11 protein-coding genes are annotated in these 14,313 nt (G+C 60.3%); 10 read left to right on the plus strand and 1 reads right to left on the minus strand.

The features are described from left to right. The first annotated feature begins 124 nt into the window (after positions 1–124). From NXS98_RS05995 to NXS98_RS06040, 10 genes are read left to right on the plus strand one after another with little or no spacing between them, the layout of a single operon-like run. Complete coding sequence (locus NXS98_RS05995) at positions 125–2,155, plus strand: molybdopterin oxidoreductase family protein (RefSeq protein WP_283847565.1); 2,031 nt, start codon at positions 125–127, stop codon at positions 2,153–2,155. A gap of 1 nt (position 2,156) precedes the next feature. Beyond that, positions 2,157–3,245 carry a 4Fe-4S dicluster domain-containing protein gene (locus tag NXS98_RS06000; protein WP_283847566.1) on the plus strand — a complete coding sequence of 363 codons (1,089 nt, stop codon included), beginning with the start codon at positions 2,157–2,159 and terminating at the stop codon, positions 3,243–3,245. After that, positions 3,226–4,074, plus strand: coding sequence for an FAD/NAD(P)-binding protein (locus NXS98_RS06005; RefSeq protein WP_283847567.1), 849 nt, complete (start codon positions 3,226–3,228; stop codon positions 4,072–4,074). Before NXS98_RS06000 ends, NXS98_RS06005 begins: the two co-directional genes overlap by 20 nt. A gap of 20 nt (positions 4,075–4,094) precedes the next feature. Beyond that, positions 4,095–4,568 carry a hydrogenase maturation protease gene (locus tag NXS98_RS06010; RefSeq protein ID WP_283847568.1) on the plus strand — a complete coding sequence of 158 codons (474 nt, stop codon included), beginning with the start codon at positions 4,095–4,097 and terminating at the stop codon, positions 4,566–4,568. 4 nt (positions 4,569–4,572) lie between these two features. Beyond that, on the plus strand, positions 4,573–6,489 hold the full coding sequence (locus tag NXS98_RS06015; RefSeq protein WP_283847569.1) for a complex I subunit 5 family protein: 1,917 nt from the start codon (positions 4,573–4,575) through the stop codon (positions 6,487–6,489). Beyond that, positions 6,489–8,414: a complex I subunit 5 family protein gene (locus NXS98_RS06020; protein ID WP_283847570.1), complete on the plus strand. Its 1,926-nt coding sequence runs from the start codon at positions 6,489–6,491 to the stop codon at positions 8,412–8,414. The genes NXS98_RS06015 and NXS98_RS06020 overlap by 1 nt, the downstream gene beginning before the upstream one ends. Positions 8,415–8,419: 5 nt before the next feature. Further along, positions 8,420–10,099, plus strand: a complete 1,680-nt coding sequence (locus tag NXS98_RS06025) for a hydrogenase large subunit (RefSeq protein ID WP_283847571.1) — start codon at positions 8,420–8,422, stop codon at positions 10,097–10,099. Between the two features lie 42 nt (positions 10,100–10,141). Continuing rightward, positions 10,142–11,071 (plus strand): respiratory chain complex I subunit 1 family protein, encoded by a 930-nt coding sequence (locus tag NXS98_RS06030; RefSeq protein ID WP_283847572.1) that lies wholly within the window; start codon positions 10,142–10,144, stop codon positions 11,069–11,071. Between the two features lie 12 nt (positions 11,072–11,083). Further along, positions 11,084–11,608: a 4Fe-4S dicluster domain-containing protein gene (locus NXS98_RS06035; protein ID WP_283847573.1), complete on the plus strand. Its 525-nt coding sequence runs from the start codon at positions 11,084–11,086 to the stop codon at positions 11,606–11,608. 22 nt (positions 11,609–11,630) lie between these two features. After that, on the plus strand, positions 11,631–12,167 hold the full coding sequence (locus NXS98_RS06040) for an NADH-quinone oxidoreductase subunit B family protein (RefSeq protein WP_283847574.1): 537 nt from the start codon (positions 11,631–11,633) through the stop codon (positions 12,165–12,167). Positions 12,168–12,199: 32 nt separating this feature from the next. Here the strand turns inward: NXS98_RS06040 and NXS98_RS06045 are convergent, their stop codons facing one another. Next, the gene (locus NXS98_RS06045) at positions 12,200–14,293 is read right to left on the minus strand and encodes an Ig-like domain-containing protein (protein ID WP_283847575.1); all 2,094 of its coding nucleotides are present in this window, start codon (positions 14,291–14,293) and stop codon (positions 12,200–12,202) included. Positions 14,294–14,313 lie beyond the last annotated feature (20 nt).

The following is a 14,313-nucleotide window of genomic DNA, read 5'->3' on the forward strand; positions in this document are numbered from 1 at the left end:
CGTTGAATTAGTTTTTTAATGCTAGACAACAACCTTATTTAAGGCAGGCTTATTATCAACATGATGAATAAGCCGGCAAGGGTGAGGTATGTCCCTCCGGCGAAGTGGCCTGCAGGGCAAGGACATGGCGCATACGCTGACAACATGCACTTTTTGCGGGGTGGGCTGCGGGATTTACCTGGAATCCCAAGGGAATCGCATTACCGGTGTTTATCCCAGCATGTCCCATCCATCGAACCGGGGGCGCATCTGCGTGCGGGGATGGAATGTGCATGAAGTCGCCAGCTCTCCGGATCGCCTCAAGCATCCTTTATTACGGAAAAATGGCCAGTTCGCCGAAGTCACCTGGGAAGAGGCGTACGCGTACATTGCGCGGAAAATAACGGAAATCAAGGCGCGTTATGGGCCGGACGCCCTGGGTTTTTACAACAGCCCGCGTTGTTCCAATGAGGAAAGCTACTTGTTGCAAAAACTGGCGCGGGCGGTGATTGGCACCAATAATTTGGAACACGGCACCGGCGTGTATTGCAACAACAGCGTGGATACGTTGTGCGAAATGCTGGGCGTGCCGGCCAGCACCAACCCCATCGGTGATTTGTGGGAGAGTGGCGTCATCGTGGTGGACGGGGTGGATTTGGGGATGCAACTGCCAACCATTGGGGGATGGGTGATGCGGGCCAAGCTCCGGGGAGCAACGGTGATTGTCATTGATGCGCGACGGCAGCGGGTAGCCGAGACGGCAGACCTCCATCTGCAACTGCGTCCCGGCTATCGGGTGGCGCTTTATGGCGCCATGGCCAAGGTCATTGTGGACCGCGGGTTGATGAATCTGCCTTTTATCAAGGCGCATTGCACGCATTACGAGGAGTTTCTGAAGGAAATCCAAGCCTATGACCTCGTGTCGGTGGCCGAAAGTTGCGGGGTCCCGGCGGCTGATATTGAGCGCGCGGCCATCGCTTACGCCACCGCCCCGGCGGCAGCGATACTCTATTCCACAGGGGTGGCCGCCCGGGGCAAGGGCAGCATTCGGGCGCTGGTGAATCTGGCCCTATTAACAGGCAATCTGGGAAAACCAGGTAGTGGCCTGTATCCCTTAAACGAACACAACAATCTTCAAGGAGTTTGTGACCTGGGCTTGCTGCCGGACCGCCTTCCCGGCTACGGAAAAGTGGACGATGCGCAGGCTCGGCAGCGGCTGGAGCGGCTTTGGGGGGTCAGCTTGCCTGCGCAGCCGGGGGTGGGCGCCCAGGAAGCCCTGGAAAACCCGCAGAAAAAACTCAAAGGGATTTGGCTTTTGCGCTATGACCCGGTGAACACGGCCGTCTTTTGTGATGCGGGGCGGGCCTTGCGCGAGATGGAGCTGGTGGTGGCCCAGCACTTGTTCATGACTTCCACCGCTGAATATGCCCACGTGGTTTTGCCCACCGTGGCCTTTGGCGAGGAACAGGTCACCTTTACAAGCACTGACCGGCGCATTCAACTGGCCCGGCAGGTCATTCAGCCACCCGAAGGCCCCCGTCCGGCATGGCAGCAGTTGATGGAAATGGCCAACGCCTTGGGGGCTGGGTGGCGGTATGCTGACAGCGCGGCGGTGATGGAAGAAATCACGCGCGTGGTGCCTTTTTACAGCGGGGCCAGCCATGAAAACCTGGGGCGCGAATATGGGCGGGCCTGGCCCTGCACGACAGAGCAGCCCTTGGGCACGCCGCGGTTGTTTGAAAAACTGCAGTCCCGGCCCCAGTTCCGCTTCATGCCGGTGCCGCGGCCGGCTGCAACCTTTGGGCCGACGCCAGAGTTTCCGCTGGCGGTAATTTTTGGCAGCAGCCTCTATTACTGGCACCAGAATGTGCTGGTCAAACACAGCGAGACACTCAAGCGGGAATTGCGCGTGTTGTTGCTGGACTATCCGGAGGGTTTTGTGGAAGTGAATGATGAGGATGCGCGTCAGTGGGGCATCCGGGATGGGGCGCGCATTCGTCTGGTGGCCGCCCACGGGGCCTCCACCACCACGGTGCGTGTGACTCCCGAAGTTCGCAGCGGGACCATTTACGTGCCGTTTTTCGTCAAGGAAGTGATGCGCCAAATCACAGGGGAGGGAGCTTTCGAGGCGGTGAGCCGCACCAAACCTCTCTTTGTGAGACTGGAGAAGATGTGATATGCGCGCCCGTCTGATTGCCAGCGACGATGTGATAAAAATTGTGGACGTGCTCCGGCGCGACCACGAGGTCATGGCGCCTTTTTATGGGCGCGGGCGTGATACGTATTTTGACACGGTGACGGACGAAAATCGCGACCGGATTCAGTTGCACATTCCCAATCCTTACTACCCGCCCAAACGCTACGTGCTGCCGCACATTGAGCAAATGTTTCGCATCCGCAAGGCGGATGGCAGCTACGAAGTCCAGTCCACTTACGATGAGAAGAAACGCGCAATCTTCGGCATTCGCTCCTGTGACGTGGCGGGGATTCATCATCTGGACCGGTTTTATCTGGGGCGAGATTTCAAAGATCCCTATTACGCCCGCCGGCGCGCTCATTTGTTTCTCGTCAATGTGGTGTGCACGGATCCCCAGGTGGACATCAATGATGAGTGTTATTGTCTCTGTACGGATACCGGGCCGGCGGCCAAGGCGCATTTCGACTTGCAACTGATGGATATTGGCCACGGGGAATACCTGGCCGTGGCGGGGAGCGCGGCCGGAGAAAGTTTGTTTGACCAGCCGTTTTTCCGGAAAGCCACGCCGGAGCATGTGGAGCGGCGGCGCAAAATTTTAAGCGAGGTGCGGCACAATTTCAAAGCCACCACCGGCTGGTTCAGCGCCACCGTGCGGTATATTAGCCAGGAAAAGGTGCTGGAGAAAACCTGGGCGGAAATTGGCAGCCGCTGTCTGGAATGCGGCGGTTGCACGTATGTCTGTCCCGCCTGCACCTGTTTTACCGTCACCGACCGCCCCACCGGCCCCAATGAATTTGAGCGCGTGCGTCTGTGGGACGCCTGCGCTTTGTACGGGTTCACCCGCATGGCTGGCGGGCACAATCCCCGCAAGGCCGTGCATGACCGGCGCAATCGGCGTTTTTTCCGTAAACTGGCGCACTACTTCATCCAGCGCGAGCTTTCCATGGCCTGCGTGGGCTGCGGCCGGTGCGCCGAGGTTTGCCACGGCGATGTGGGAATGCCCAGCACCATTGAGATGATCCGGCGTGCGACGACAGAGTATTTGGCCCATGAATCCAACGCCCGCTGACAACATTTACCTGCCCAAGCTCGCCCGCCTGGAGCGCGTCGTGGACGAGATTGACGAAGTGCGCACTTTTTTCTGGCGGTTCCTGGACCCGGCAGACCAAAAAGCCTTTGAGGGATTCAAACCGGGCCAGTTTGCGCAGGTTTCCATCTTTGGGGCCGGCGAATTCCCGGCTTCCCTGCCCCCCAGTCCCACGGAGAAGGAGGTGTTTTTCACCGTGCGCCGCGTGGGTCGCGCCACGGAAGCCCTGCACCAGTTGCAGCCGGGAGACGTTTTTGGCGTGCGGGGGCCGTATGGCAACGGCTTCCCCATGGAGCAATATGCGGGACGCAACCTGGTGTTTGTGGCGGGGGGCATCGGCTTGATTCCTCTGCGCTCGTGCATTGTCTATGCGCTGGCGCACCGGGAGAAGTTTGGGAAAATTCAAATATTCTATGGGGCCAAAACGCCCAAGGAGTTGCTGTACCGCCCCCTGCTGCATGAATGGGAAAAGGCGGGCGGCTTTGAGTGTCACTTGACGGTGGACCGCGCGGATAACGGCTGGCAGGGGCATACCGGGGTGGTGGGCAGCCTGTTTCGCAAGCCGGGCGTCACCGTGCCCACGGAAAACACCACGGCTTTTGTCTGCGGCCCGCCGGTGATGTTTCGATTCGTCATCAAGGACCTGCTGGAAATGGGGTTCAAAGACACGGATATTGTCTCCACCTTGGAGCGCTATATGAAGTGCGGGGTGGGCAAATGCGGCCACTGCTGCATTGGCGTGGCCTACGTGTGCATGGACGGCCCGGTGTTCACTTACCGGCAAATCAAAAAGCTCGGAGAAGACATTTGATGCAACATTTGCGCTCAGCCATGGAAGCGGTCCTGCGCGGGCATACTGCCGTCGTGGGGGTGGGCAACCCTGACCACGGCGATGACGGAGCGGGCGTGCGGCTGGCGGAGCGTTTGCTGGCTGCCGGCTGTGCCAATGTTTTTGTGGCTGGCGTGACCCCGGAGCAAACCGCCCCGTCCCTGGCGCGGCTGGGATTCGAGCGCCTGCTTTTTCTGGATGCGGTGGATTTTGGGGGGGCGCCCGGCTCCGTCGTGCTGCTTGGCGGGCGCGAAATTCAGAGCCGTTTCCCCCAGGTGTCCACGCACAAACTGTCTTTGGGCACGCTGGCACGGATGTTGGAGCTGGATCGGGGCACGCAAGTTTGGCTGCTGGGCATGCAGCCCTTGAACTTGAACGGGACAGCGCTATCAGAGGTGATGGAGCAGACGGTGCAGGCGCTGGCCTGCCTGTTGCAGGAAATTATCCAGCCCGCCCCGCCGGGCATGGCCAAATGAGGCGATGACGATTACCCCTGAATACGCCGTATTGGCCGCGCTGATTGCTTGCGCGCTCGGCGCTGCCCTGGCTTTGTTCACCGGCCGGTGGCCGCGTGTGGCGGGCGGGGTGGCGATGGTGGCGGTGGTGCTGACGGCGGCGGCCATTCTTTGGGGCAGCGCCCTCGTCCTCTCCGAAGGACCCTATCGCGTGCTTACGCTGCCGCTTTGGAAATACTTTGCACTGCGCATTTATGTGGATGGCCTGAGCGCCATATTTCTCTTGCTCATCGCCGTGATTGCCGTGCCGGCCGCGCTTTTCTCGCTGCCGTATATGCGGCACTACGCTGAATACAACGCCGGCCATTATTATGCGAATTTGCTCATGTTTCTGGCGGGGATGATCGGTTTGGTGACCACCACAGACGCCATGTTTTTCTTTTTCATCTTCTGGCAGGTGATGACGCTGACCTCCTATTCACTGGTGCGTTTTGAGCACAAGAAACCGGAGAATTGCCGGGCCGCCCGCCGGTATTTATGGATGATGCAAATCGCCTGTGCTCTCACGATGATTGGGGCTGAACTATTGGCCGGAGGAGCGGTAATTACAGGGGCCAGCCCGTTGGATCGTTATGATTTCGAGGCGCTCCATGCGCAATTTCCGTTGTTGTTGACGGACAAGCCGTGGATGGTGTCCGCCTCGCTGGCCTTGTTTCTGGCGGGCTTCGGCATCAAGGCCGGCATGTGGCCGTTTGGCCAGTTCTGGCTGCCCGACGCGCATCCTGCTGCTCCGTCTCCGGTCAGCGCCCTGCTTTCTGGCGTCATGATTAAGACCGGTGTGTATGGACTGATGCGTTATTTCCTCTGGCTGGCGCCGTTGGAGGCGCGCAACCTCTCTCCCCTTGCCGGGTGGGGCATGGCGCTGGCGTGGCTGGGGGCCTTGACTCTGCTCACCGGCACGCTGCAAGCGCTCAAACAAGAACAAACCAAACGGCTGCTGGCCTTTCACAGCATTGGCCAGGTGGGCTACATCCTTCTGGCGCTGGGGGCCGCCATGGCCTTTTTGAGCGCCCAGGACCCGGCGGCGGATGCGCTGGCAGCGCTGGCTTTTGTTGGCGCGCTGTTTCACACGGTTAATCACGGTCTCTTCAAAAGCTTGTTGTTTCTCAATGCCGGTTCCCTGTTGGCCGCCACTGGCACCCAAGACCTCAATCGCATGGGCGGCTTGTTGCGCCTGATGCCGGTGACCGCCATCACGGCGCTGGTGGCCTCACTCAGCATTTCGGGGGTGCCATTGTTCAACGGTTTTGCCAGCAAATGGAGCATTTACACCGCTACAATTGAAGGGGGAGCTTATGTCAATTACCTGCCGTTGCTGGGAGTTCTGGCCATCCTGACCAGCGCGCTGACGCTGGCCTCCTTTGTCAAATTTTTCGGCAGCGCCTTTCTGGGCCGCCGTAGCGAGTGGATTGCGGCACAACTGCCGGCCGGCCAGCACTTTGGCCATCATGCTCTGATGCGTGTGCCGATGGTGTTCCTCGCCTTTTTATGCTTGTTGCTGGGGCTGGTGCCCGCGCTGGCCGTGCAATTATTCCAAGCGGCTCTCCATGCCAGCCAGCAAGGACTGGGCGAAATCTTTGCTCATGCCACCCCACTGCAATCGAGCGAGTGGGCAGGAGTGGATATTTTAATGGGCGAAGGCCGGTTTGCCCCGCTGGCCTTGGCGGTGGTTTTGGCCGTCATGGTCGGCCTGGCCTGGGGGTTGTCCCGGCTGGGACAGGCAACTCGCCGGGCAGATGCCCCCTGGTTGTGCGGTTATGTGCGCGAAACGGAGGATGCCCGTTTCAGCGCGCATCATTATTACAGCGAAGTGAAAAAACATTTTCGCTGGTTGGGCGGGCATCCCGGCAACCCACCAGCCAAACCGGAAAAGTCTGAATAATGTTTACGGCTCCTCATGCGGTCATCTACGCCCTGGCAGGCCTTGGCCTGGGGGCCCTGATTTGTTGGCTGCTGCAGTCACGCCGGGCAGCGGCGGGTTGGGTGGCATGGTTCACCACGGGAGCCGCCTCGGTGTTGATGTTTTATGCCGCGTTCAAGGTTTTGTGGGCTTCGGAGACTCCCGACCACGCGGTAACCTATCTGGCGTTTTATTCCCACGGTTTTGCCTTGCGCATTTATGTGGATGGCCTGAGCGCAATTTTCCTGTTACTCATCGCCACGATAGCCCCGGCGGCGGCGTTTTATTCCATGGCCTATTTACGGCATTATCCGCACCATAACGTGGGGCGTTACTATCCCAACTTCCTGCTCTTTCTCGCGGGCATGACGGGCCTGGTCACCACCACCGATGCGATGTTCTTTTTCTTCATCTTCTGGCAGCTCATGACCTGGACCTCCTGGGCATTAATCCGATTTGAGCGGGAGAAGGAATCCTGTCTGCAAGCCGCCCGCAAATACATGTGGCTCATGCAGGCTGCCTGTTTCATCACGATGCTGGGGGCCGGCCTGGTGGCTTCGGGCGGCACCCAGGTCCATGGGGAAACCCTGGCACGCTATGATTTCGATGCCATCAGCCATCGTCTGCCGGAAATGCTGGCCGCCCACCCCGGGCGGGTGGGCATGGCGTTGGCGTTGTTTCTCATCGGTTTTGGCATCAAGGCCGGCATGTGGCCTTTCGGGAGGATTTGGTTGCCGGATGCCCACTCGTCCGCTCCCTCGCCCGTGAGCGCCATGCTTTCCGGCGTGATGATTAAAACGGGGGTGTATGGTTTGTTGCGCTATTTTCTGTGGCTTCTGCCGCCCGGTGTCATCAAGGGCGCCAAACCTTTCCCACTCTCGTCGTGGGGCTGGATATTGACGCTGCTGGGCACGGCGACCTTGACGATTGGCACCGCACAGGCGCTGCGCCAAACCCAAACCAAACGTCTGCTGGCCTACAGCAGCATCGGGCAGGTGGGCTATATATTGCTGGGGTTGGGCACGTGTGTTTTGTTGCTCCCCACGCCGCTGGCCGGAGTGGCCGCGCTGGCCTTGTACGGCTGCCTGTTTCACCTGCTCAATCATGGAGTTTTCAAGAGCCTGCTCTTCTTGAACGCCGGCACCCTGCTGACGACGACCGGCACCCAGGATTTGAATCGCCTCGGCGGCCTGTTGCGGCCGATGCCCTGGACGGCCTTGTGCGCGCTAGTGGGGGTCATCTCGATTGTGGGTGCCCCGCTGACCAGTGGCTTTGCCAGCAAATGGGGACTGTATAGCGCGGCCATCCAAGGCGGCTCCCAATCGTGGTTGCTGCCGGTCTGTGCCCTGCTGGCGATATTCACCAGCGGTTTGACGCTGGCGGTGTTCATCCGCTTTTACGGGGCGGCTTTTCTCTCGCGCACCAGTGTTCTGGTGAAAGAGAAACTGGCCGTGTCATCTTCCCTGGAGCCCGGGCCGCTGCAACTGGCGCCCAAGCTTTGGCTGGCTGCGTGGTGCATTGTGCTGGGTTTGATGCCCTACCTGGGCTTTCGCGCCATCGAACTGGGGCTGCAACAAAGCCGCCAGGGGCTGGGGATTATCCTGGCCGAGACTACCCCTCTAGGAGGAAGCCTGGCAGGAGGCATGATGGCCGGGGATGCCCAAGCCGTATGGACGCCTCTGGCTTTGGCGGGCACGCTGGCTTTGATGCTGCTGTTGGCACGCGGACTGGGCAAACTGGGCCAGGCCGCGCGCCGACAGGCGGCGCCCTGGTTGTGCGGTTATTCCGTTTCGCACGAGGCCAACCGCTACCAGGCTAGGCATTTCTTTCAACCGCTGGGGCGCTGGCTGCGCCCGGCGGAAAATCGTTCCACTCCCGACATTTCTACGGCGCCCAAAAACACCTGACCGGCATGGCATCACGCGACATTCTTCACCAGTTGAAACAGCGCTTCGGCGCCGCTCTCCCGCGCGCCAATGTGGCGGGGTTAGACCGCTTGTATGTGTTCGTGACGCCGGAAGCGCTCAAGGACGTCTGCCAATTCATCTTTCGTGACCTCGATGCCCGTTACATCATCAGCATTGGGGCGGATGACCGGCCCTATTCCGGCAAGTTTTTGGTGGCGCACAATTTTGCCTTCGATGCCCGGCATGTGCTGTGCAGTGTGTTGACCGAAGTGAACGCCAACGGTGGCCGGCCCCAGGTGCCCAGCATTACCGAAGTGGTGCCGCCCGCCAACTGGGCCGAACGCGAATTCCGTGATTTGGTGGGCATTGAACCGGTGGGACACCGCTACCCCAAACGGCTGGTGCTGCCGGACGGCTGGCCCGAGGGGGTGCATCCGCTGCGCAAGGATGTGCCGCACGATTTCTGCCCGCCGGATTACGACGAGAATCGCGACTTTCAATTTGAGGCACCGCCGGAAGGCTGCGTGGTGGTGCCCTTTGGGCCTTTCCATCCCACGCTGGATGAGCCCACGCATTTCCGCTTGTACGTGGAGGGGGAAACAGTGCGCGGTTGTGAGTATCGCGGTTTCATGGCGCATCGGGGCATTGAAAAACTGGCGGAAACCGTCCTGGGCTACAATGACATCCCGATGATGGCCGAGCGCATCTGCGGGATTTGCGGCTGCGTGCACAACGTGGCTTACGCGCAGGCGGTGGAAAACGCGGCAGCCATTGTGGTGCCTCCCCGGGCGGAATACATCCGCACCATCATGCTGGAGCTGGAGCGCCTGCACAGCCATCTGCTCTGGGTGGGGCTGGCCTGTCATATTGTGGGATTCGACACCCTGTTCATGCAGGCCTTTCGCATCCGCGAGCCGGTCATGTGGATGGCCGAGCAAATCAGCGGCAACCGCAAAACTTATTCCCTCTGCGTCATCGGCGGCGTGCGCTGGGAAATCACCCCTGAACTGAGGACGGGCCTGCGCCAGGTGCTCGACAAGCTGGAAGCCGAATGGCAGGCGGTGGTGGCGGCGGTCAGTCGCGACCGCAATTTACAACGCCGCACCCGCGGTGTGGGCATTGCCACGCCCGAACTGGTGAAAAATGCGGCCCTCATCGGGCCCGTGGCGCGGGCCGCCGGCGTGGCCATGGATTGTCGGCGGGACCATCCCTATGCGGCTTATGACCGGGTGGAGTTTGAAGTGATTGTCGAGCATGGCGGCGATGTCTGGTCTCGCGTGGTGGTGCGGATGAAGGAGGTTTTTGAATCCATCAAAATCATTCGCCAATGCCTCGACAAAATGGAGCCGGGCCCCCTCCAGGCTGAGATCAAAGATGAGCTGCCGCCGGGACGCTTCGGCATGTCCTCCGTGGAGGCGCCGCGCGGGGAGTCCCACCATTTTGTCATCACCGGCGAAAACAACCGGCCCCGCCGCTGGCGCGTGCGCGCGCCGACGTATCAAAACCTGCAGGGCATTCCGGCCATGATTAAAGACCAGCAACTGGCGGACATGACCATTTCGCTGGGCAGCATTGACCCGTGTTTCTCCTGCACGGACCGGCTGGAAGTGGTGGACATCCGGAATCAACAAACCCACGTCTGGTCCCAGGAGGAGCTGGTGCGCCTGGCGCGGCGCAAAACCTGATGCCGAGGAACGGGGCATGAACTTAATTGCAGCTTTAATCGCATGAGCGTAATGACCTTTCTCAAAATATTCGCCGGCGGCCTGGCCAATGTGCTGGCGGTGCTGCTCCTGGCGCCATTGTTTGAGGGCATCCTGCGCAAGGTGACGGCCGTCATTCAATCCCGCCAGGGGCCGCCCTTGTGGCAGCCTTATTTCGACTTGCTCAAGCTGCTGGGCAAGGAAGACATTGAATCGGGCGAGTCCCCTTGGATGCAGCGCCTGGCGGCTTATCTATCGCTGGGAGCGGTGCTCACCGTGGCCTGGATGGTGCCAATGGGTTACGCGCCGCCATTAAGCCCGGCGGGCGATGCGATTTTGTTGATTTACCTGCTGGGGCTTTGCGCGATTTCTACACTGCTCGCCGGTCTGGCCGCAGGGAGCACGTATTCGCTGTTGGGCATCAGCCGTGAAATGATGACGGTCATCACGCTGGAGCCGCTGTTTGCCGTGGCTCTGGTGATTGGGGCCGTGCACACCGGCACGTTGCGGCTCGAGGCCGTGCTGTCGGGTTCGGTTTATGCCGCCGCCGGGTTTCCGTGGAGCGGCATTCTCATGCTCGGCATCATGCTGCTATCATTCCAGGCTTTTGTGCAGCGTGTGCCGTTTGACATTTCCGAGGCGGAGACCGAAATCATGGAAGGGCCGCTGGTGGAATATTCCGGCCCGAAGCTGGCGTTGTTCAAGTACGCCCAGATGGCCAAGCTGGTGTTGTACGGCGCCTTGTTTGTAGCATTGTTTGTGCCGTGGGGCGCGGGCTTGCCGTGGTACTGCAGCGTGCCCCTGTTCTGGCTGAAAGTGGGGGTTCTGGTGTTGTTGGTCACCCTGGTGGCGGCCACCCATGCCCGTTACCGGATAGACCAGGCCCTGCGTTATTACGTCATCCTTTTGGGAGTGGCCCTGGTGGCCCTGGTTTTGGCGTCCAATGGTTATTAACCCGCACCTGCCATGAGTGCCTTGAGTAAACTAAAAGAAGCGTATCTCTGCCTGAAGGCCGGGCGCGTCACGCTCCCCTACCCTGCCCGGCCACAGCCCGTGCCACCGCGATTCAGGGGGCGGCCCATTTTCGACGCCAACCGCTGCATCGGCTGCGCGGGGTGCGCCAACAACTGTCCCGCGCGGGAAATCTTGGTGTTTGATGTATGCCAGGAGATTCGCATTCTCAAATACCTCGGACGCCGCTGCACCTATTGCGGGCGGTGTGCCGATTTATGCCCGGAAAAAGCCATCACCATGAGCAAGGATTTCGAGACGGCCACCCCCAGCATCGCGGACCTTCAACAAACGCTGGAATTGTTCATGAGCACCTGCCAGCGCTGCGGCCGTTGCTTCAAGGAGCCCACCCCCCTGGAGCAATTAAAACTCAAGGGTTACCGCTTTGATGACCTGGCCCATGACCGTTGGATATTCCGCTCCAAGGCCTACTTGGAAAAAGACCAGGTGGCCGGGGATATTGACCTTGAGCTGGATTAGCCACGTGGGGAGGAAAGCCACCATGCTGAAAGAATTGTGCCAAAAGATGTTCGGGCGGTCGCTGTGGGTGTACCACGCCAACAGCGGCGGCTGCAATGGCTGTGACATTGAGGTGCTCAACGCCCTGACGCCGTATTACGACGCCGAACGCTTCGGCATCAAGCTGGTCGGCTCGCCACGCCATGCCGATGTCATGCTCTGCCAGGGACCGGCCATGCGCAGCACTGCCCGGGCCTTGAAGCGCGCCTATGATGCCATGCCGGCGCCCAAGCTGGTGTTTGCCATTGGCTCCTGCGCCTGCGGTGGGGGCATCTGGCACGATGCCTATAACGTGCTTGGGCCGGTGGAAAAAATCGTGCCCGTGCAGTACTACATCCCCGGCTGTCCACCCCGCCCGGAAGCCATCATCTTTGGGGTGGCCGTGGCGCTGGGGCTGGTGGATAAAAAGACAGCGCCCGTGAAATTCAAGCAGGCCGAGTTTCCCATCCCCCGCTATCACCCTGAAGACTTGCGCCGCGAGGGTGACATGGTGGTGTATGAGAAACTGGAAAAGGTTTGATAGCCCGCCCTTGATGCCCGCTTAAGACGCGCCTACGGCAAGGTAATTGACAGCCGGTAAAACCGGGTGCCGCCAGTCAAAGGGGCCGGGTCCGTAAGAATGAGGTCATTCCCAATCATTTGGGTTTGCGGGTTGGTCAGCGGAGTGTAAGGCCCTGATAAATTGCTGCTGACGAGCACAGTATAGATGCGTCCTTCCACCCGCGGCGTAATGCGGAAACGCACTGCTCCGATGCCGCGCTCCACGCTAAAAACCAACCGCGAGGCCGCGTTGGTGGGCACGGTGCCTGCCACATACTCTTGCAAGTTGCTGCGGCCATCGCCGTCCGGGTCGGCCTGGTCTCCCCATACCGTGCCTTCTTTGGCAGGGCTGGCCAGGTCCGCGGCGGAGAAGTATTGCTGCCTCCAGGCGCTGAGACCGGCAGGAGGCGAGAGGAAAACTTGGACTTGATAGTAACGCGGGCCGCGGCCGGGAGTGGGATCGGTGATGATCAGGTCGTTGACGCCGAACTGTATTACAGCGTTGGTCAGGGGAACGAATGGCCCCAAGGGGCTGCTGCTGACCAGCGCCACGTAAGTGCGGCCCTCCCTGCGAGGCGTCACCCGCAACCGCACCTCGGTGGTTCCGCGTTCAATGCTGAATTGCAAACAGGAGGCGGCATTGGTGGGCACCGTACCAGCGACGTATTCCTGCAAGTTATTGCGGCCATCGCCGTCGGGGTCGGCTTGGTCGCCCCATACCGTGGCTTCTTTGGCAGGGTTGGCCAAATCTGCCGCCGTGAAATATTGCTGCCGCCAGGCCAGCATTTCCGGCGAGGGCCAAAGCATGAGCTGGAGGCGGTAAAATCTCGGCCCGGCGCCCCCGGCAGGGTCAGTGATGAGCAACTGATTGCCGTTGGTTTGCACCTGAGGATTGACCAGGGGGGTGTAAGGCCCTTGCGGTCGGGTGGCTGCCATTACGGTGTACATGCGCCCGTCGGCACGAGGGGTGAGGCGCAACCGCGTGCCATTCTGATGGCGCTCGATGATAAATTCCAGCTTCGAGGCTGCATTGGTGGGCAGGGTGCCGGCGACGTATTCCTGCAAATTATTTCTCCCATCGCCGTCGGGGTCAGCTTGATCGCCCCATAAGGTGGCCTCCTTGGCGGGGTTGGCCAGGTCTGACGGCGCGAAGTATTGCCGGCGCCAGGCATCCTTGGGGTCTTGGGAAACCGGGGTGATGGTCAAAGTGACCGGCACGGGGTCGGAGCGATGCCCGGCTTCATCGGCGATGGAATAAGCAAAGACATCGCTGCCGACATACCCTGCGGCCGGCTGATAAATGGCCATCCCAGTCTGGGAGTTGTATTGCAAGGTGCCCTGGGCAGGCGGCGTTTCCAATCGCCACGAAGCCGGGACCAATGGCCGCCCCGTGCGCGAAAGGTCATTGGTCAAAAGGTTTAATGTGGCCGAAGTGTCCTGCGCCAAGGTGGCGGCATCCGGCCCGCCCAACGGCTCCCAACCCACCAATCGCACTCGTTGCAGCACCACGCGGCTGGCGGCGCGTTCAAAGCCCACCAGATCAAAGATTAACACGGCAGGCGTGGACGAGGTGATGTTGGTGATGTTGACACTGATGGTCAGGGGAAACTGGGGTGTCCAGACCACGCCACTGGTGGCGGCGCCGGGAACACTCACGCCGGGACCAAAAAAAACCTGGCCATTTTGCTGGACACTGAAGAACGCCGCGGACTCCGCCTGGCCGGTGGGCGCCACCAACGGCTCCAGATTGGTGCGGAGCAGAGAAACTTGAAAAGTGTCCGGTGGCTGTCCGGCAGCATTGGTGGCCAATTGCCAGCTCTCAAACGTGAGGCGAAGCTGGGTGACACCGGGAGCCAGGTCAAACGGCTGCTGCAAGCGCACTGGCAGATGAATACCATCTTCCGCCAGGACCGCCCGGTTATTGGTGATGGTCACACTGAAGGGAGCCGTCCATCCATAGAGGGGACTCTGGGCATTGGTTACGGAAAACTCGGCGTTCAACAACACCCCTGCCGCCGCAGAGCCGACCAGGGCCATCCATAACAGTCCCATGAATGCCCATGGCCGCTGCCAGCATTTCAGACTGGCATTTTTTTGCTCGCACAAAAGATGATGATTGGGCGCCC

This window comes from Fontisphaera persica (assembly GCF_024832785.1).
Taxonomy (GTDB): Bacteria; Verrucomicrobiota; Verrucomicrobiia; order Limisphaerales; family Fontisphaeraceae; genus Fontisphaera; species Fontisphaera persica.

Coding starts and splice junctions, on each gene's coding strand:
- NXS98_RS05995 (WP_283847565.1), top strand. CDS start 125: ATGGCGCATACGCTGACAACATGCACTTTTTGCGGGGTGGGCTGCGGG.
- NXS98_RS06000 (WP_283847566.1), top strand. CDS start 2,157: ATGCGCGCCCGTCTGATTGCCAGCGACGATGTGATAAAAATTGTGGAC.
- NXS98_RS06005 (WP_283847567.1), top strand. CDS start 3,226: ATGAATCCAACGCCCGCTGACAACATTTACCTGCCCAAGCTCGCCCGC.
- NXS98_RS06010 (WP_283847568.1), top strand. CDS start 4,095: ATGGAAGCGGTCCTGCGCGGGCATACTGCCGTCGTGGGGGTGGGCAAC.
- NXS98_RS06015 (WP_283847569.1), top strand. CDS start 4,573: ATGACGATTACCCCTGAATACGCCGTATTGGCCGCGCTGATTGCTTGC.
- NXS98_RS06020 (WP_283847570.1), top strand. CDS start 6,489: ATGTTTACGGCTCCTCATGCGGTCATCTACGCCCTGGCAGGCCTTGGC.
- NXS98_RS06025 (WP_283847571.1), top strand. CDS start 8,420: ATGGCATCACGCGACATTCTTCACCAGTTGAAACAGCGCTTCGGCGCC.
- NXS98_RS06030 (WP_283847572.1), top strand. CDS start 10,142: ATGAGCGTAATGACCTTTCTCAAAATATTCGCCGGCGGCCTGGCCAAT.
- NXS98_RS06035 (WP_283847573.1), top strand. CDS start 11,084: ATGAGTGCCTTGAGTAAACTAAAAGAAGCGTATCTCTGCCTGAAGGCC.
- NXS98_RS06040 (WP_283847574.1), top strand. CDS start 11,631: ATGCTGAAAGAATTGTGCCAAAAGATGTTCGGGCGGTCGCTGTGGGTG.